The organism is Bradyrhizobium sp. 1 (genome assembly GCF_023073315.1).
Classification (GTDB): Bacteria; Pseudomonadota; Alphaproteobacteria; order Rhizobiales; family Xanthobacteraceae; genus Bradyrhizobium.
Genome location: NZ_JADPJH010000014.1, coordinates 18,781 through 35,405, shown reverse-complemented (window position 1 = coordinate 35,405; position 16,625 = coordinate 18,781). Strand labels below are relative to the sequence as shown.

At 64.9% G+C, this 16,625-nt stretch carries 19 protein-coding genes; 16 read left to right on the top strand and 3 right to left on the bottom strand.

Going from position 1 to position 16,625, the window contains the following annotated elements; all coding sequences use genetic code 11:
- Positions 1 to 21: 21 nt before the first annotated feature.
- The 8 genes from nagZ (at position 22) to IVB29_RS08735 (ending at position 6,427) form a co-directional block, all read left to right on the top strand.
- A complete protein-coding gene (nagZ, locus tag IVB29_RS08770) occupies positions 22 to 1,050 on the top strand; it encodes a beta-N-acetylhexosaminidase (protein WP_247503006.1) in 1,029 nt (342 codons plus the stop codon).
- A complete protein-coding gene (locus IVB29_RS08765) occupies positions 1,047 to 1,886 on the top strand; it encodes a ScpA family protein (protein WP_092028687.1) in 840 nt (279 codons plus the stop codon). The genes nagZ and IVB29_RS08765 overlap by 4 nt, the downstream gene beginning before the upstream one ends.
- A gap of 21 nt (positions 1,887 to 1,907) precedes the next feature.
- Positions 1,908 to 2,669 carry an SMC-Scp complex subunit ScpB gene (gene scpB / locus IVB29_RS08760; protein WP_247503005.1) on the top strand — a complete coding sequence of 254 codons (762 nt, stop codon included), beginning with the start codon at positions 1,908 to 1,910 and terminating at the stop codon, positions 2,667 to 2,669.
- A 167-nt stretch (positions 2,670 to 2,836) separates the two neighbouring features.
- Positions 2,837 to 3,073: a twin-arginine translocase TatA/TatE family subunit gene (locus IVB29_RS08755; RefSeq protein WP_092028685.1), complete on the top strand. Its 237-nt coding sequence runs from the start codon at positions 2,837 to 2,839 to the stop codon at positions 3,071 to 3,073.
- A gap of 88 nt (positions 3,074 to 3,161) precedes the next feature.
- The gene (tatB, locus tag IVB29_RS08750; RefSeq protein WP_247503004.1) at positions 3,162 to 3,680 is read left to right on the top strand and encodes a Sec-independent protein translocase protein TatB; all 519 of its coding nucleotides are present in this window, start codon (positions 3,162 to 3,164) and stop codon (positions 3,678 to 3,680) included.
- Complete coding sequence (gene tatC, locus IVB29_RS08745; RefSeq protein WP_247503003.1) at positions 3,677 to 4,489, top strand: twin-arginine translocase subunit TatC; 813 nt, start codon at positions 3,677 to 3,679, stop codon at positions 4,487 to 4,489. Before tatB ends, tatC begins: the two co-directional genes overlap by 4 nt.
- 137 nt (positions 4,490 to 4,626) lie before the next feature.
- Complete coding sequence (gene serS, locus IVB29_RS08740; protein ID WP_247503002.1) at positions 4,627 to 5,958, top strand: serine--tRNA ligase; 1,332 nt, start codon at positions 4,627 to 4,629, stop codon at positions 5,956 to 5,958.
- A 94-nt stretch (positions 5,959 to 6,052) separates the two neighbouring features.
- Positions 6,053 to 6,427, top strand: coding sequence for a hypothetical protein (locus IVB29_RS08735; protein ID WP_247503001.1), 375 nt, complete (start codon positions 6,053 to 6,055; stop codon positions 6,425 to 6,427).
- Here the strand turns inward: IVB29_RS08735 and IVB29_RS08730 are convergent.
- Positions 6,424 to 7,149 carry a hypothetical protein gene (locus IVB29_RS08730; RefSeq protein ID WP_247503000.1) on the bottom strand — a complete coding sequence of 242 codons (726 nt, stop codon included), beginning with the start codon at positions 7,147 to 7,149 and terminating at the stop codon, positions 6,424 to 6,426. The genes IVB29_RS08735 and IVB29_RS08730 overlap by 4 nt on opposite strands.
- Before the next feature lie 170 nt (positions 7,150 to 7,319).
- Between IVB29_RS08730 and surE the strand changes: the two genes are divergently transcribed.
- On the top strand, positions 7,320 to 8,087 hold the full coding sequence (gene surE / locus IVB29_RS08725) for a 5'/3'-nucleotidase SurE (RefSeq protein WP_247502999.1): 768 nt from the start codon (positions 7,320 to 7,322) through the stop codon (positions 8,085 to 8,087).
- A gap of 20 nt (positions 8,088 to 8,107) precedes the next feature.
- On the opposite strand, the gene IVB29_RS08720 is transcribed toward surE, so the two are convergent.
- Positions 8,108 to 8,479 carry a response regulator gene (locus tag IVB29_RS08720; RefSeq protein WP_247502998.1) on the bottom strand — a complete coding sequence of 124 codons (372 nt, stop codon included), beginning with the start codon at positions 8,477 to 8,479 and terminating at the stop codon, positions 8,108 to 8,110.
- A 240-nt stretch (positions 8,480 to 8,719) separates the two neighbouring features.
- Here IVB29_RS08720 and IVB29_RS08715 point away from each other — a divergent pair, with 240 nt between their 5' ends.
- Both IVB29_RS08715 and IVB29_RS08710 read left to right on the top strand, forming a co-directional pair.
- Positions 8,720 to 9,370, top strand: coding sequence for a protein-L-isoaspartate(D-aspartate) O-methyltransferase (locus IVB29_RS08715; protein WP_247502997.1), 651 nt, complete (start codon positions 8,720 to 8,722; stop codon positions 9,368 to 9,370).
- Positions 9,371 to 9,479: 109 nt separating this feature from the next.
- Positions 9,480 to 10,865, top strand: a complete 1,386-nt coding sequence (locus IVB29_RS08710; RefSeq protein WP_247502996.1) for a LysM peptidoglycan-binding domain-containing M23 family metallopeptidase — start codon at positions 9,480 to 9,482, stop codon at positions 10,863 to 10,865.
- 180 nt (positions 10,866 to 11,045) lie between these two features.
- Here IVB29_RS08710 and IVB29_RS08705 read toward each other — a convergent pair whose 3' ends face one another.
- Positions 11,046 to 12,038: an ATP-binding protein gene (locus IVB29_RS08705; protein ID WP_247502995.1), complete on the bottom strand. Its 993-nt coding sequence runs from the start codon at positions 12,036 to 12,038 to the stop codon at positions 11,046 to 11,048.
- Between the two features lie 182 nt (positions 12,039 to 12,220).
- Here IVB29_RS08705 and yajC point away from each other — a divergent pair, with 182 nt between their 5' ends.
- The 5 genes from yajC to IVB29_RS08680 all read left to right on the top strand — a co-directional run bounded on the left by yajC (position 12,221) and on the right by IVB29_RS08680 (position 16,585).
- Positions 12,221 to 12,598: a preprotein translocase subunit YajC gene (gene yajC / locus IVB29_RS08700; protein ID WP_247502994.1), complete on the top strand. Its 378-nt coding sequence runs from the start codon at positions 12,221 to 12,223 to the stop codon at positions 12,596 to 12,598.
- Between the two features lie 47 nt (positions 12,599 to 12,645).
- Positions 12,646 to 14,250, top strand: a complete 1,605-nt coding sequence (gene secD / locus IVB29_RS08695; protein ID WP_247502993.1) for a protein translocase subunit SecD — start codon at positions 12,646 to 12,648, stop codon at positions 14,248 to 14,250.
- A gap of 10 nt (positions 14,251 to 14,260) precedes the next feature.
- Positions 14,261 to 15,280 (top strand): protein translocase subunit SecF, encoded by a 1,020-nt coding sequence (gene secF / locus IVB29_RS08690; protein ID WP_247502992.1) that lies wholly within the window; start codon positions 14,261 to 14,263, stop codon positions 15,278 to 15,280.
- A gap of 61 nt (positions 15,281 to 15,341) precedes the next feature.
- Positions 15,342 to 15,725 (top strand): MTH938/NDUFAF3 family protein, encoded by a 384-nt coding sequence (locus tag IVB29_RS08685; protein ID WP_247502991.1) that lies wholly within the window; start codon positions 15,342 to 15,344, stop codon positions 15,723 to 15,725.
- The gene (locus IVB29_RS08680; RefSeq protein ID WP_247502990.1) at positions 15,722 to 16,585 is read left to right on the top strand and encodes a phytoene/squalene synthase family protein; all 864 of its coding nucleotides are present in this window, start codon (positions 15,722 to 15,724) and stop codon (positions 16,583 to 16,585) included. Before IVB29_RS08685 ends, IVB29_RS08680 begins: the two co-directional genes overlap by 4 nt.
- Positions 16,586 to 16,625 lie beyond the last annotated feature (40 nt).

Below are 16,625 nucleotides of genomic sequence, written 5' to 3'. Positions count from 1 at the left end.
GGGCAGGGTTAATCGGCCGTTATGAGCATGCGGGCCTTCATAACAGGCGTTTCCGGAACGGAACTGACCGCCGCCGAGCGGGAGTTTATCCGCAGCCAGCGCCCATGGGGCTTCATCCTGTTCAAGCGCAATGTCGCGACCCCGGCTCAAGTTGCTGCATTGGTTGCGGAATTGCGGGCGGTTGCGAATGCTCCCGACGCACCTGTCCTGATCGACCAGGAGGGCGGACGGGTGCAGCGGCTGGGGCCGCCGCACTGGCCGGCCTATCCGCCGGGCGCCGTATTCTCGACCCTGTACGACACTGATTCGGCGCTCGGGCTCACCGCCGCGCGTCTCAGCGCCCGGCTGATCGCGGCCGATCTCACTGATCTCGGCATTACCGTGGATTGCTTGCCGCTGGCCGACGTGCCGGTGGCGGGCGCTAATGCCGTCATCGGGAACCGGGCTTACGGCACCGAACCGGGCAAGGTCGCGGCGATCGCGCGCGCGGTCACCGAGGGGCTGGAGCAGGGCGGCGTGCTGCCGGTGCTCAAGCACATTCCCGGCCATGGAAGGGCTACCGCCGACACCCACTTCACGCTGCCGACGGTCGATACGCCGAGGGATGAGCTGGAACGGACCGACTTCGCCGCGTTCAAGCCGCTGGCCGATCTGCCGATGGCCATGACTGCACATGTTGTGTTTAGCGCGGTCGACCCCGCCCATCCGGCGACGACTTCTGCGACAATGATCGCTCAGGTGATTCGTGGCGTGATCGGGTTCCAGGGTTTGTTAATGAGTGATGACGTGTCGATGAACGCGCTGTCGGGGGATATCGCCGAACGGACCCGCGCCATCTTCGCGGCCGGTTGCGACGTGGCCCTGCATTGCAACGGCGACATCGAGGAGATGCGCGAGGTCGCCGCCCAGACACCTGAATTGTCTGATAGGGCGCTGGAGCGGGCGAACGCCGCGCTCGCGGCACGCAAGGCGCCGCAGCCGTTCGACCGCGCGGCCGCGCGCATGGAGCTGGACGCATTGATCGCACGGGCAAACACGGCATCCGCATGACCGCAGAAATCCTATCGTTCGAGACCGGGCGGCCCGCAGAGCTCGCCGAGGATGAGCCGGCGTTGGTGGTGGACGTCGAGGGCTATGAGGGCCCGCTCGACCTGTTGCTCGCGCTTGCTCGCAATCAGAAGGTCGATCTCGCCAAGATCTCGATCCTGGCGCTGGCGGACCAGTATCTCCACTTCATCGAAGCCGCGCGAAAGATCCGGCTTGAGCTTGCCGCCGACTATCTCGTGATGGCGGCGTGGCTCGCCTTCCTGAAGTCGCGCCTGCTGCTGCCGGAGCCGCCGAGCGCGGAAGGTCCGAGCGCCGAAGAGATGGCGACCGCGCTTGCCAACCGGCTGCGCCGGCTGGAGGCCATTCGTGAAGCCGCCAACCGGCTGATGAACCGGCAGCAATTGCTGCGCGACATTTTTCCGCGCGGCGAGCCCGAGCAGATCGCCGAGATCAGGCATCCGAAATACACCGCGACGCTGTACGATTTGCTCACCGCCTATGCCTCGCAGCGCCAGTCGCGCGTGCTGGCGAGCGTGCATCTGGCCAAGCGCACCGTGTGGTCGCTCGCCGAGGCGCGCGCCACGCTGGAGCGGCTGGTTGGCAGCATCAGCGAGCAGGACGACTGGGGCGTTCTCGACGACTATCTGCTCCGGCACGTCGCCGATCCGACGCAGCGCGCGACGGTGCTTGCCTCGAGCTTCGCTGCCGCGCTCGAACTGGTGCGTGAAGGTCAGCTCGAGCTGAACCAGAAAGAGGCGTTTGCGCCCATCTATTTCCGGAAGGGGCGCTCCAAGCCGGTCATGGACGCAGCTCCTGCGCCCGATGCGCCGGTCGCTTAAGTGCAACAAGGAGAATCTGCCATGGCAAGCCTGGCTGAAGTGCGGGTAGAAGAGGCCGAGCCGATGGAGAACGAGTCCCAGGCACGTCCCGAAGAATTGCGGCTGCTGGAAGCGCTGCTGTTTGCTTCGAATGAACCGCTGGATACCGCGACGCTGGCCAAGCGCATGCCTGACGGCGTCGACGTCAAGGCCGCGCTCGAGCAGCTCCAGGCCGACTATTCGTTGCGCGGCGTGAACCTCGTGCGGGTCGCCAACAAATGGACCTTTCGTACCGCCGGCGATCTCGCCTGGCTGATGACGCGCGAGAGCACCGAGACCCGCCGCCTGTCGCGCGCCGCGATCGAAGTGCTGGCGATCATCGCCTATCACCAGCCGGTGACGCGCGCTGAGATCGAGGAGATCCGCGGCGTCATCACCTCGAAGGGCACGCTCGACGTGCTGCTGGAGACCGGCTGGATCAAGCCGCGCGGCCGTCGCAAGACGCCCGGCCGTCCCTTGACCTTCGGAACCACCGAGGACTTCCTGTCGCAGTTCACGCTGGAACAGCTCGGTGACCTGCCGGGCCTGGAAGAGCTGAAGGGCACAGGCCTCTTGGATTCGCGCCTGCCGACCGGATTCAGCGTTCCGACGCCGTCCGATGACCCGCAACTGCGCGAGGACGAGGATCCGCTGGAACCCGGCGATGACCTCGATCTGGCGTTGGCGCCTGCGGTTGAGCCCGAGACGCCGGAAGCGGCGCCGGAAGGCGGCAATGAGGGCGGCGAAGGCGGCAGCGAGGACTGACGTCCGGCCTTTCAGGTGCCCCCTGCGACCAGTTAACGCTTAGCAAGATTACGTAGCGCCAACAGCGAATTGGCGCTGCCTTGGTCCTTGTTTTTGAGGCCTGCCGCGCCTAGGTTTCCGGGAAGATCGGCCGGGTCCCCGGCCACGTGTGTTTGGAGGGTTGCAGGATGGGTTCGCTTAGCATTTGGCACTGGATCCTGGTGATCGCAGTCGTCCTGCTGCTGTTCGGCCGCGGCAAGATTTCGGATCTGATGGGCGACGTGGCGCAGGGCATCAAGGCCTTCAAGAAGGGCATGCAGGACGACGACAAGGTCGCCGACAAGCCCGCCGAGCCGTCCAAGTCGATCGAGCACAATGCCGCGCCGACCGCGGCGCGGTCCGACGTCGGCAGCAAGGCCGTCTGAACCAGGAGCACGCGAGACGCGGGTAGCGGCCTCGATCCTGCGCGTGAGGGATTGGGCCGGTCGTGGCTTCGCGTGAACGGAAGACGTCATGTTCGACATCGGGTGGAGTGAACTGCTTCTGATCGGGGTTGTGGCCTTGGTCGCCATCGGCCCGAAAGAGCTGCCGGGCGTGCTGCGCATGGTCGGCCAGTGGATGGGCAAGGCCCGCAAGATGGCCGCCGAATTCCAGGGCCAGTTCCAGGAAGCGATGCGCGAGGCCGAGATGGCCGACCTCAAGAAGAGCTTTGACGAGGTCAAGGAAGCGGCGTCCGGCTTCGCCGGCAACAATCTGATGACCTCGCTCCAGAAGGACGTCAGCGACGCACTCCGCGTCGATGCGCTGGACAAGCCGGCCGAGACAACGACCACCACTGCTGTCGAGCCGCCGGCGACCCCCACGACGCCGGAAGCGCCGACGCCCGAGACTTTTGTGGAAGCCGAGGCGCATGCCGCGCTGAACGAACCGCTCGCCATCACCCGTGAGATCGAGCCGGCACCGGTCGCGCAGGATACTGCGATACAAGACACCGCACCATCCGAGGCGATCAAGGACGTCAAAGCGTCATGAGCGACGCCGATATCGAGGCCAGCAAAGCCCCATTGATGGACCATCTGATCGAGCTGCGGTCGCGGCTGATCAAGGCGCTGCTTGGCTTCGGCCTCGCCTTCATCTTGTGCTTCTTCTTCGCCAAGCAGATCTACAACGTGCTGGTCTGGCCGTTCGTGTGGGTCGCGGGTCCGGAGAATTCGAAATTCATCTACACGGCGCTGCTGGAATATTTCATCACCCAGCTCAAGCTCGCGCTGTTTGGTGCCGGCTTCATCTCGTTCCCGATCGTCGCAACCCAGATCTACAAATTCGTCGCGCCGGGCCTCTACAAGCACGAGAAGAACGCCTTCGTACCCTATCTGGTCGCGACGCCGTTCTTCTTCGTGCTGGGAGCAGCGCTGGTCTATTTCGTCGTGCTGCCGATGCTGGTCCGCTTCTCGCTCGGCATGCAGCAGGCCGGCAGCGATGAGACCGCGCAGATCCAGCTGCTGCCCAAGGTCGGCGAATATCTGTCGCTGATGATGTCGCTGATCTTCGCCTTCGGCATCGCCTTCCAGCTTCCGGTGATCCTGACGCTGCTCGGCCGCATCGGTATCGTCACCTCGAAAATGCTGCGCGAGAAGCGCCGCTATTTCATCGTCATCGCCTTCGTCATCGCGGCAGTGCTGACGCCGCCTGATGTGCTGAGCCAGTGCTCGCTCGCGATTCCCTTGCTCTTGCTCTACGAGGGCTCGATTATCGCGGTCGCGATCGTGGAGAAGAAGGCGGCGGCCTCGAGCGCCACCACCGGCACCGACGTGTCGACGCCCGCCAATCCGGCGGAGTAGGGCGCTTTCGTTCTATCATGTTGCTGCTCAGCCCATGATTCGTCATGCCCGGGCTTGACCCGGGCATCCACGACTTGATCTAAGGCGGCAGAGACGTGGATGGCCGGGATAAACCCGGCCATGACGGGAAATCAGCCATGCACGACATCAAATCGATCCGCGACAATCCGCAAGCCTTCGACGCCGGCCTTGCCCGGCGTGGCCTGAAGCCGTTGTCGGCCTCGCTGCTCGCGATCGACGAGAAACGGCGTGCGGCGATCCTGGCCTCCGAGCAGGCGCAGGCGCGGCGCAATGCGGCCTCGAAGGAAATCGGCGACGCCAAGAAGGCCAAGGACGACGCGCGCGCGGCCAAGCTGATGGCCGAGGTCGCCGAGCTCAAGACCACGATGCCCGAGCTCGAAGCCGCCGCAAAGACCGCTGACGAAGAGCTCATGAAAGAGCTGTCCGCAATTCCGAACATTCCGTTCGACGAAGTGCCCGACGGCGTCGACGAGCACGGTAACGTGCAACACCATGTGTTCGGCAACAAGCGCAACTACAGCTTTGCGCCAAAACTGCATGACGATCTCGGCACCGCGCTCGGCTACATGGATTTCGAGGCGGCGGCAAAGCTCTCCGGCGCGCGCTTCGTCGTGCTGAAGAAGGGGCTGGCGCGATTGGAGCGCGCGATCGGCCAGTTCATGCTCGACCTGCACACCAACGAGCACGGCTATACCGAGATCAACCCGCCGCTGCTGGTGCGCAACGAGGTGATGTTCGGCACCGGACAATTGCCGAAATTCGAGGACGATCAGTTCTGGGCGATCAGCGGCGAGCTCCTTGCAGCCCCCGATCTCGAGCGGCTGAAAACCGAACGCCTCGGGCTCATCCCGACCGCGGAAGTCGCACTCACCAACCTCGTCCGCGAATCCATCCTCGACGAGAAACAGCTGCCGATGCGGCTCACCGCGCTGACGCCGTGCTTCCGCGCCGAGGCGGGGGCCGCAGGCCGCGATACTCGCGGCATGATCCGCCAGCATCAGTTCACCAAGGTCGAGCTGGTCTCGATCACGACGCCTGAAATCAGCAAGGACGAGCTGGAGCGGATGCTGTCCTGCGCCGAGCAGGTGCTGCAGAAGCTCGACCTGCATTACCGCGTGATGACGCTCTGCGCAGGCGATATGGGTTTCTCGTCGCAAAAAACCTATGACATCGAGGTCTGGATGCCCGGGCAGGGCGACGGCGGCATGTTCCGCGAGATCTCGAGCTGCTCGGTCTGCGGCGACTTCCAGGCGCGGCGCATGGATGCGCGCTCGCGCGGGCCTGACGGCAAGCCGCGCTTCGTGCACACGCTGAACGGCTCCGGCACCGCGGTCGGGCGCGCGCTGATCGCCGTGATGGAGACCTATCAGCAGGAGGACGGCTCGATCGCGGTCCCCGACGTGCTCCAGCCCTATATGGGCGGGCTCAAGGTGGTCGCGCGCGACTAAGCGCGATTGCTCGCCTGTAACGGTAGAAACGTTTGGTTGCGAAGATCGGGCGGCAGGTTATCTTGCGGCCACTCGACAACGCGAACCAATGTTCATGGCCTTGCACAGCGACGTCTTCTGGGTCGGCAGACAATGGGCCGTGACGGGTGCCGGCATCCAGGCCGTCGATCAGCGTCTGCGCGGCGTGCTCGACATCGATGTCACTCGGCTGTGGGATGATGCTCTCGTGCAGAGCCGGCGGGCCAAGCCCGGCGTGAATGCCGCGGACTTCGACACGGCGCTGACGATGGCACGCGAACGTTTTCCCATGATGCCGGTCGAGGCGCCGGAATCGGACCCGATCGTGGCGCAACTGAAGGCGCTCGGCGTGATCGAGGCGCCCATCGTGAGCGCGGTCTTGCCGGCGATGCAGCTGCGCGCCGAAGGCCGGCTCGCGCGCTTCCTGCCGCAATGGCGCATCCGCCGCTAATGGTGCATTGGGCTCGGATAGTTCGGTGTCACTCTAAAGAACGTGCCTGGATCAATCGTCTGCGATCGATGCCGTGCCGACACGCAGCCGTGGCGCGTCGCGACCATGCCTTTGGCGCAATTGCGCGGCCGCTCAGGCTCGTCCGATGACAACCGTGGCGAAGCCTCACCCTCCGGCTTCGTTGCTGCCGTGAGGCAAGGACCCTCGCGCGGACAGCGTTTCGGCACGCATTTGCCGCGCGACAATTCGAGTTCGTAGACCTGTCCGGACATGGTGACCTGGCCGTCGCACAGGCATTCGCCGGCGACCGTCAACGCGCCGCCTTGGCAGTTCACCGCATTGGTTCGCACACAGGTGCCGCCGGGATCCGTGCCTGAGGGCATCAACTGGAAGCCGGCCGGGCAGGCGCATTGGCCGTCGCTCGCCGTGCCGCCGATGCAGGTGATGGCGATCAGCGCACGCGGCGGCGCAGGAGCTGGCGGAGCGGTCGTTTCGCTGCGTTCCGGCAAAGGGGGCGGGCTCGGGAGCGGCGTTCCCGCAGGCGGCGGATCAAGAGGAGCCGCCTTCGCCACGCAGTTGCCGCCACGAAACTCCTGCCAGGGAAAGCAGCGGTCCGAGCCCCCTGAATCCTGCGCCTGTGCCGGCTCTGGCGCGAGCGCGCTCAGTCCGAGCCCGAGCCCAAGTTCAAGACCAAGAGAGATGAGGGCAGCAAAGCGGGTCATTCGGTGTCCCGTCGCCTCGGAATATGGACCAAAAATAGGGCTTCGTGCTGCGCCGCCGCAATGAGCTAGATCACAGATGCGCTCTGCCCAAATCCCGGCGGCGTCCGGTTTGCCTGATCGGCCCCAGCCGGATAAGACGGCTCAAACGGCTTCAGGAATCGACCTTTCACATGCGCATCCTCTGCACCAATGACGACGGCATCCACGCTCCCGGCCTCAAGGTCGTGGAGGAGATCGCCAGGGCGCTATCCGAGGACGTCTGGGTGGTCGCGCCCGAGCTCGACCAGTCCGGGGTGTCGCATTCGCTGTCGCTGAACGACCCCTTGCGGCTGCGCGATGTCGGAGAGCGGCACTTCGCCGTGCGCGGCACGCCAACCGACTGCGTCATCATGGGCGCGCGGCACATCCTGGGCACCAAGCCGCCGGACCTCGTGCTGTCGGGCGTCAACAAGGGCCGCAACGTTGCCGAGGACGTGGTCTATTCCGGCACCATCGCCGGCGCGCTGGAAGGCACCATTTTGGGGCTGCCGTCGTTCGCGCTGTCGCAGGAATTCAGCGTCGAGACCCGCGACCGGCCGCTCTGGGACACTGCGCGCAAATTCGGGCCCGACATCCTGCGCAAGGTGATCAAGGCCGGCATCCCCAGGGACACCGTCATCAACGTCAACTTCCCGGCCTGCGCGCCGGAGGATGTGCTCGGCATTCGCGTCACCCGCCAGGGCAAGCGCAATCTCGGCTTCCTCAGGATCGACGAGCGCAGGGACGGCCGCAACAATCCCTATTTCTGGATCGGTTTTGAGCGCGCAGCGATGATGGACACGCCCGCGGACGGCACGGATCTGGCGGCGCTGCGCGAGCGCTACGTCTCGGTCACGCCGCTCCGGCTCGACCGTACCAATGAGGCGTTTTCGGAAGCGCTGAGTGCGACGCTGAAATAGCGGCTGGCCACGGAAATCGGCTAGCTGCTGCGAAGCGCGGCTTCGATTGTCCTCGCAAGCGCGTCGAGCTGAAACGGCTTCTGCAGCGCCGGACGGTCGCGGTATTGCTCGGGCAGGCCGGAGGAGCCATAGCCGGTGGCAAAGATGAAGGGGCAGCCCTTCGCCTTGATCAGGTCGGCGACCGGGGAGATGACCTTGCCGTTGACGTTGACGTCGAGGATGGCGATGTCGAACTCGGTCGCATCGGCGAGCCGTAGAGCTTCGGTAATATCGCCGGCTTCGGCTGCGACCTTGTAGCCGAGCTCTTCGAGCATGTCCGCGACCATCATCCTGATCATGACCTCGTCCTCGACGAGGAATACAGAGCGGCCCGAAAGCCCTGTTGCGGTCATAGTCGTTGAGTCCTTGCCCATTCGCGAAAAACGTTCGCAGATAACACGAATCGACGCAATGCGCGTTTCGGCGAACGGACACCCGAAATTGGCATTGGCAGTCAGCCCGCAGCGAGCCAATTTGTGGTCCGGTAACGCAGCCGAAAGGCTATCATGGGTTCCTGTGCAGGAACAAGATTCTTGCCTCCGGCCTGACTGCGCAAGCGGCAATCCAGACCTGACGAGACGACACAAGCAGCGATGATCTTCAACCAGCACCCACCGGAAAAGATGATGTTTCAGCTCACGCTGAGGCGTCGGGGCATCAGCGATCAGGCGGTGCTGCGGACCATGGAGGAGGTGCCGCGCGACCAGTTCGTCGATGAGGCCGATCGCGAGGGCGCTTATCGCGATAGCGCGCTGCCGATCGCTTGCGGGCAGACCATCAGCCAGCCCTTCGTCGTCGCCTACATGACCGAGCAGCTCCAGCTCCGGAAGCAGCACCGCGTGCTCGAGATCGGCGCGGGCTCCGGCTATCAGGCGGCGGTGTTGTCGCGGCTGGCGGGCCAGGTGCTGACGGTCGAGCGCTACCGCAAGCTTGCGGACACCGCGCGCGCCAGGCTCGAAAAGCTGAACTGTCACAATGTCGAGGTGATGCTCGGCGACGGGCTCAATTTGCCGCCCAATATCGGCCCGTTCGACCGCATCATCGTCACCGCCGCGGTCGAGCAGCTTCCGGAGAATCTGGTCGAGCGGCTCGAGGTCGGCGGCATCCTGATCGCCCCGGTTGGCCCGCATCAGGGCGTGCAGACGCTGATCCGGCTCGTCCGGACCGAGACCGGGATCGAGCGTAGGGAACTCGTCGAGGTCCGCTTCGTGCCGGCGCTGCCCGGGGTGGCGCGGGAGCTGTAGAATTCCGGATCAGCTGTGCTGCCAACGTCTTATTGGGAGGGTTAAGCCGTTATTTACTCGCGACGTGTTTACTTAAAAGACCAGTTTTGTTGCGTACGAGTGAGTAACCATGTCTGTTGTCGCCGAGTTGCTTTACTCGCGCCGCGTGCCGCAGGTTGCGGTCTTGGCGCTGATCTCGTTCAGCTTTGCAGGGTGCAGCGCCGACATGCAGTCGCGGCTGTCCCAGTCGAACTTCTCCAACCCCTTCTCCTCCGAGCAGACCGGGTCGGTGCAGCAGGCACCGCCGCCGCAGCAGCAACGTGAGCTGCCGCAATATGCGCGGCCTCAGACCCAGTCCGGTTATTATCAGTCTCAGCCGTTGCCGCCGCCCGCGGTGTCCGCGCCGCAATCCTATCCCGTTGCGACAGGTGGCGGCGTATCCGGAGGCGGGCGCGGCGTCAGCTCCTACGCGCCCCCGGCACAGCCGCATCTCGAAACCACGGCCACCGTGCCGCTGCGCTCGGTCGCGGCTGCCCAGCCGGCCGGCGGGACCAAGATCATCGTCGGCACCAGCGATACGCTCGATGTGCTCGCCAAGCGCTATCACGTCGCGCCGCAGGCGATCATGGCCGCCAACGGCTACAAGGGGCCGCGCGCGCTGTCGCCCGGCCAGCAGCTGATCATCCCGCATCCGGGCGCAACTGCCGCTGCACCTGCGCCGTTGATGGCTCCCGTCGCGGCGGCGCCTGCCGCGAAGCCGGTCGCGGTGATGGCTGTGCCTTCGAGCTCCCACTTCGTCAATCGTGGCGATACGCTCGCCAGCATCGCCCGCAAGAACCATATCTCGTCGGCCGAGCTCGCCCGCGCCAACGGCCTCGGCCCGTCTGCAAAACTCAAGCTCGGTACCAAGCTGACCGTACCCGGTGCGAAGACCGCCGCCCTCGCGGCGCCGGTTGCTCCCGTCACGGCTGCCCCGCTCGCGGGGACACTCCAGCCCGTTGCGGCCGCGCCTGCGCCTGCCACCAAGATGGCCGCTATCGCGCCGGCGCAGAGCGCGCGCCTGGCCCAGGCCACGACCAATGTCGAAGAGAAGCCCGCCGAGACACCGGCGAAGGCTGCGGAGACCACCAGCGCGCTGCCGACCTTCCGTTGGCCGGTGCGCGGCAAGGTGGTCACGACCTACGGCGCCAAGACCAACGGCAAATCCAATGACGGCATCAATCTCGCGGTGCCCGAGGGTACGCCGGTCAAGGCGGCTGAAGACGGCGTCGTTGCCTATTCCGGCAACGAGCTGAAAGGCTACGGCAATCTGGTCCTGGTTCGGCACTCCAACGGCTACGTCACCGCATATGCCCATGCGAGTGAGCTGTTGGTGAAGCGCGGCGATACCATCAAGCGCGGTCAGGTCATTGCCAAGTCGGGTCAATCCGGGGAGGTGGCGTCGCCGCAGCTCCACTTCGAGATCCGCAAGGGATCGAGCCCGGTTGACCCGCTTCAATTCCTGAACGGGGCGTGAGGCGCGGGCTCCCGTTCGGAGCGCACGCCATCAGCATTAGAACGCTGTCATCGCCCGGCTTCGACCGGGCGATTCAGTATTCCAGAGACAGCAATTATTGAGCCGAGAAGCCGCAGCGTACTGGATTCCCCGCCTGCGCGGGGAATGACAGTGGTGTGCTGGGCGATAGCTTCCGACTGGCTACTTCCCCGTCAGCTTCACGCCGAGCCGTCCCGCCAGCTCCTGCACGAACTGCCAGGCGACGCGGCCCGAGCGGGAGCCGCGCGTGGTCGACCATTCCAGCGCCTCGCGCTCCAGCGCCTCGTCATCGATCTCGATGCCGAAATGGCTGCAATAGCCGCGCACCATCGCGAGATATTCGTCCTGGCTGCAGCGGTGGAAGCCGAGCCACAGGCCGAAGCGATCCGACAGCGACACCTTCTCCTCGACCGCTTCGCCGGGATTGATCGCGGTCGAGCGCTCGTTCTCGATCATCTCGCGCGCGAGCAAATGGCGGCGATTTGACGTGGCGTAGAGGATGACGTTCTCGGGCCGGCCCTCGATGCCGCCTTCGAGCACGGCCTTGAGCGACTTGTATGACGCATCATTGCCGTCGAAGGAGAGATCGTCGCAGAACACGATGAAGCGGAAGGACGAGGCGCGCAGCTGTTCCATCAGCGCCGGCAGGCTCTCGATGTCTTCGCGATGGATCTCGATCAGCTTCAGTCTGTCGGCCGGTTTGCGGTCCGCGTTGATGCTGGCATGCGCGGCCTTCACCAGCGATGACTTGCCCATGCCGCGCGCGCCCCAGAGCAGGGCATTGTTGGCGGGTAGCCCATTGGTGAAGCGCTCGGTGTTCTCCATCAGGATGTCGCGCATCCTGTCGACGCCCTTCAGCAGGAACAGTTCGACGCGGCTGACCCGCGGCACCGCCGCAAGGCGCCCATCGGGGTGCCAGATATAGGCGTCGGCCTGCTTGAACGACTCGCGCTCCTCGGCCGGCTTGCCTTGGGCGGCAAGGTGCGCCGCAATGGTCTCCAGGGCGCGGACGATGCGCTCCTGGGAGAGGTCCGGGGCTGCCTTGAGGGCTGCCTTGGTGACCGCCGTGGGGCGTTTTGCCGCGACGCGGGCAGGCTTCCTGGCAGGGGTAAGTGGGCCTTTGCCGGCCGGGCTTTTGCTTGGTTTTTTGGGCATGTCCGAAGTTCCTGAGAATGCAGCCTTTATCGGGCCTGAGGGCGCGCCGCAAGGTGGCCAAATCGACGGTCTGGCAGCGTTGCAATTGGGGCAATGGCCGCTATAGTCCGCGCGAATTTGACCGAGCCGGTCGCCTTTGAGGGCCTGACCGGCCTTCCCCCGTTTCCACGAGGATCGTCCGAATGTTCATTACTCCTGCGTATGCCCAGGCTGCGGGCGCCGGTGACACCAACAGCATGTTGATGTCGCTGCTGCCGTTCGCCCTGATCTTCGTGATCATGTACTTCCTGATTCTGCGTCCTCAGCAGAAGAAGGTGAAGGACCACGCCGATCTCGTGAAGAACATCCGCCGCGGCGACACCGTCGTGACCTCGGGCGGCCTCGTCGGCAAGGTCACCAAGGTCGTCGATGACGACCAGATCGAGTTCGAGATCGCCGATGGCGTGCGCGTGCGGCAGATGCGCTCGATGGTCTCGGGCGTGCGCGCCAAGGGCGAGCCGGCCAAGGAATCCAAGGATAGCGCCAAGGAAACCGCCAAGGACGACGCCGCGTCGAAGTGAGCGCTTCCGCGAGTCTCTCCAGTCTCCTGATCTGACAGGTCCAGTCGATGTTGTATTTCACGCGGTGGAAGGCGCTCGGGATTATCCTGACGGCGCTGATCGTGTGCCTCTGTGCGGTCCCGAACTTCTTCCCGGAGTCGCAGGTCAAGACCTGGCCCGCTTGGGCGCAGCGTCGGCTCGTGCTCGGCCTCGACCTCCAGGGCGGCTCCTATCTGCTGCTCGAGGTCGATTCCAACTATGTGAAGAAGGAGCGGCTGGACCAGATCCGCGACGACGTTCGCCGGACGCTGCGCGATGCCAAGATCGGCTTCACCGGCGGCGTCATCGTGCGCAACGACGCCGTCGAAGTCCGTATCACCAAGGAATCCGACGGGCCGACCGCGTTGTCCAAGCTGCGGGAGATGGCCCAGCCACTCGGCGGCCTGATGGGCTCCAGCGGCCAGCGCGACCTTGAGGTGACTGATGCCGGCGGCGGCCTGATTCGCCTGAGCGTCCCGCAGGCCGCTATCCTCGATCGCCTGCGCAAGACCATCGAGCAGTCGATCCAGATCGTCGAGCGCCGCGTCAACGAACTCGGCACCGTTGAGCCCGTGATCCAGCGCCAGGGCAACGATCGCATCCTGGTGCAGGTCCCCGGTCTTCAGGACCCGACACGCCTGAAGAAGCTGCTCGGCGAGACCGCGAAGATGGAATTCCGCATGGTCGACACGACCGTGTCGCCGGACCAGGCGCAACAGGGCAGGTTGCCGCCGGACTCCGAGTTGCTGATGAGCGCTTCGCCGCCGCCTACGCCCTACGTGGTCAAGAAGCAGGTGCTGGTCGCCGGCGGCGATTTGATCGATGCTCAGGCAACCTTCGACCAGCGTACGAGTGAGCCGGTCGTCAGCTTCAAGTTCAATACGTCGGGTGCGCGCAAGTTCGCGCAGGCCACACAAGAGAATGTCGGGCTGCCATTCGCGATCGTGCTCGACAACAAGGTGATCTCAGCGCCAAGGATCAATGAGCCCATCACGGGCGGGCAGGGACAGATCTCGGGCAGCTTCACGGTTCAATCCGCCAACGATCTCGCGATCCTGATGCGCGCCGGCGCGCTGCCGGCGCCGCTCACGGTGGTCGAGGAGCGCACCGTCGGTCCGGGCCTCGGCCAGGACTCGATCGAGAAGGGCGAGCTTGCGGCTTATGTCGGCTCGATCCTGGTCGTCGTTTTCATGCTGTTGACCTACCGGCTGTTCGGCGTGTTTGCCAACATCGCGGTCGCCATCAACGTCGCCATGATTTTCGGCCTGTTGTCGCTGCTCAACGCCACGCTGACGCTGCCCGGCATCGCCGGCATCGTGCTCACCGTCGGCATCGCGGTGGACTCCAACGTGCTGATCTACGAGCGTATCCGCGAGGAGCTGCGCGGCGGCCGCAATGCGATCTCGGCGATCGACGCCGGCTTCAAGCGGGCGCTCGCGACCATCCTCGATTCCAACATCACCACCTTCATTGCCGCCGCTGTGCTCTTCTACATCGGCACCGGCCCGGTGCGCGGCTTTGCCGTGACGCTCGGCATCGGCATCATCACCACGGTGTTCACTGCCTTCACCATGACCCGGCTGATCGTCGCCGGGTGGGTGCGGTGGAAGCGGCCGCAAAGCGTGCCGATCTAGGAGCCTGATCGTGACTCACACCGTTCTCATCGGGCTCGGCATTCTCATCGCCATTCTCACCGTGGTCGCGGCCATGGGCTGGCTGCCGTCGCTGCGCATCGTCCCGGACGATACGCATTTCGACTTCACGCGCTTCCGCCGCATCAGCTTCCCGATCTCGGCGGTGCTGTCGATCGTCGCCATCACGCTGTTCTTCACGCACGGGCTGAATTTGGGCATCGACTTCAAGGGCGGTACGCTGCTGGAGGTCAAGGTCAAGTCTGGCACCGCCGACATCGCGGCGATGCGCACCTCGCTCGACGCCTTGGGTCTCGGCGAAGTCCAGTTGCAGCAGTTCGGCGGCCCCGAGAACGTTCTGATCCGCGTTGCCGAGCAGCCGGGCGGTGACGCCGCGCAGCAGGCAGCCGTGCAGAAGCTTCGCAGCGCGCTTGGCGACAGCGTCGACATTCAGCGCGCCGAGGTGCTGGGTCCGCGCGTCGCCGGCGAACTTCTGGCTTACGGCATGCTCGGCCTGATGCTCGCGATCGTCTCGATCCTGATCTATCTCTGGTTCCGCTTCGAATGGCAGTTCGCACTCGGCGCCATGATCGCCAACGTGCACGACATCGTGCTGACGATCGGCTTCATGTCGATCAGTCAGGTCGATTTCGACCTGACCAGCATCGCCGCGCTTCTGACCATTCTCGGCTATTCCCTCAACGACACCGTCGTCATCTACGACCGTATCCGTGAAATGCTGCGGCGCTACAAGAAGATGCCGATGCCGCAGCTGCTCAACGAATCCATCAACTCGACGCTGTCGCGGTCGATCATCACCCACTTCACGGTGACGCTGGCACTGCTCGCGCTGCTGGTGTTCGGCGGTCATGCCATCCACAGCTTCACGGCGGTGATGATGTTCGGCGTGGTGCTGGTCGGCACCTACACCTCGATCTTCATCGCGGCGCCGATCCTGATCTATCTCGGCGTCGGCGAGCATCGCGAGGATGCGGTCGAGACGGCTCCGCCGGCGAAGAAAAACAAGGCATGATCCGAACCGCATTGCCCTCGCATGCGTTTGCGAGGGCGGTAAGCCAATTCGGACGACGCTAATGGCCGGCGATCCCAACGCACCGCATTTCCCGCGCTCGGCGCCAATTGATGCCTATGGCAAGGGCGGTTTTGCCTTCGCCGGCATGTCGCATCGGGGCTCGCTGCTGTGCCTGCCCGACGCAATCTGGGCCTGGGACGTGACCGATCCGACAAAGATCGACCGCTACTCGCTGGATCGGGTGTTCACGGCCGCCAACAGCATCGACACGCTCCTGGTCGGCACGGGGACCGGGCTCTGGTTGCCGCCGCCAGGGCTGCGGCAGGCACTCAAGGCGGCGAGGGTGGTGCTCGACACGATGCAGACCGGTCCCGCCGTTCGAACCTACAACATCATGATCGGCGAGCGGCGCCGCGTCGCTGCCGCGTTGATCGCCGTGCCATGAGCAGCGCTGCGCCGCCGCCCGATACGGTGACCTTCTGCACCGATCTCGTGCGCAGCCACGATTTTCCGCGCTATGCCGCGACGCTTTTTGCCCCCGCCGTCGAGCGCCGTGCGCTGCTGGCGCTCTCAGCCTTCAACGTCGAGATCGTCCGCGTGCGCGACCAGGTCAGCCAACCCTTGCCCGGCGAGATCCGCTTTCAATGGTGGACCGACCTGTTCTCGGGCCTCGTCCATGGCAGCGCCGAGGGCAATCCGGTCGCAGCCGAGCTGCTGCGCGCGATCCGCGATTTCGACCTGCCGGTCGAACCGCTGTCGCTGCTGGTCGATGAGCACCAGTTCGACCTCTACAACGATCCGATGCCGACGCTGACGGCGCTGGAGGGCTATCTGGCCGCGACCTCATCGGCGTTGTTTGGTCTCGCCGCCCGGATCATGGCGCCGCCGTCGGAGGCGGTCGAGCATCTCGCCCGCCATGCCGGGCTGGCCCAGGGCATCGTCCAGGTGATTGCCAATCTGCCGCGCGATGCCGCGCATCGGCAGCTGTTCCTGCCGCAGCAGGTGCTGGCGAGCCATGGCTGCCAGATGGAGGATGTGTTCGCCGGCAAGGAGACGCCGAACCTGCGTGCCGTGCTCGACCAGCTTGCAGGCGAGGCGCAGCAGCATTTGACCACGGCCTTGTCGCTGCTGGCAGAGGTGCCGGTGCCGGCACGTGCTGCGTTTCTGCCGCTGAGCCAGGTCCGGGCCGATCTCAAGCGGCTGTCGCAACCCGGGCGCAATCCGTTTACGCCGCAGCCGACGTCGCGGCTTCGTACGCTGTGGACGCTGTGGCGGGCTTCACGTTCCCAGGAATTTACCAAATAGCGGTTGGCTTATCGCCCGAGCCGGGCCAATGCTCTATGCT

Bases quoted from the DNA above. Each gene is read 5' to 3' on its own strand.
- nagZ (WP_247503006.1), top strand. From the start codon at position 22: ATGAGCATGCGGGCCTTCATAACAGGCGTTTCCGGAACGGAACTGACC.
- IVB29_RS08765 (WP_092028687.1), top strand. From the start codon at position 1,047: ATGACCGCAGAAATCCTATCGTTCGAGACCGGGCGGCCCGCAGAGCTC.
- scpB (WP_247503005.1), top strand. From the start codon at position 1,908: ATGGCAAGCCTGGCTGAAGTGCGGGTAGAAGAGGCCGAGCCGATGGAG.
- IVB29_RS08755 (WP_092028685.1), top strand. From the start codon at position 2,837: ATGGGTTCGCTTAGCATTTGGCACTGGATCCTGGTGATCGCAGTCGTC.
- tatB (WP_247503004.1), top strand. From the start codon at position 3,162: ATGTTCGACATCGGGTGGAGTGAACTGCTTCTGATCGGGGTTGTGGCC.
- tatC (WP_247503003.1), top strand. From the start codon at position 3,677: ATGAGCGACGCCGATATCGAGGCCAGCAAAGCCCCATTGATGGACCAT.
- serS (WP_247503002.1), top strand. From the start codon at position 4,627: ATGCACGACATCAAATCGATCCGCGACAATCCGCAAGCCTTCGACGCC.
- IVB29_RS08735 (WP_247503001.1), top strand. From the start codon at position 6,053: ATGGCCTTGCACAGCGACGTCTTCTGGGTCGGCAGACAATGGGCCGTG.
- IVB29_RS08730 (WP_247503000.1), bottom strand. From the start codon at position 7,149: ATGACCCGCTTTGCTGCCCTCATCTCTCTTGGTCTTGAACTTGGGCTC.
- surE (WP_247502999.1), top strand. From the start codon at position 7,320: ATGCGCATCCTCTGCACCAATGACGACGGCATCCACGCTCCCGGCCTC.
- IVB29_RS08720 (WP_247502998.1), bottom strand. From the start codon at position 8,479: ATGACCGCAACAGGGCTTTCGGGCCGCTCTGTATTCCTCGTCGAGGAC.
- IVB29_RS08715 (WP_247502997.1), top strand. From the start codon at position 8,720: ATGATCTTCAACCAGCACCCACCGGAAAAGATGATGTTTCAGCTCACG.
- IVB29_RS08710 (WP_247502996.1), top strand. From the start codon at position 9,480: ATGTCTGTTGTCGCCGAGTTGCTTTACTCGCGCCGCGTGCCGCAGGTT.
- IVB29_RS08705 (WP_247502995.1), bottom strand. From the start codon at position 12,038: ATGCCCAAAAAACCAAGCAAAAGCCCGGCCGGCAAAGGCCCACTTACC.
- yajC (WP_247502994.1), top strand. From the start codon at position 12,221: ATGTTCATTACTCCTGCGTATGCCCAGGCTGCGGGCGCCGGTGACACC.
- secD (WP_247502993.1), top strand. From the start codon at position 12,646: ATGTTGTATTTCACGCGGTGGAAGGCGCTCGGGATTATCCTGACGGCG.
- IVB29_RS08685 (WP_247502991.1), top strand. From the start codon at position 15,342: ATGGCCGGCGATCCCAACGCACCGCATTTCCCGCGCTCGGCGCCAATT.
- IVB29_RS08680 (WP_247502990.1), top strand. From the start codon at position 15,722: ATGAGCAGCGCTGCGCCGCCGCCCGATACGGTGACCTTCTGCACCGAT.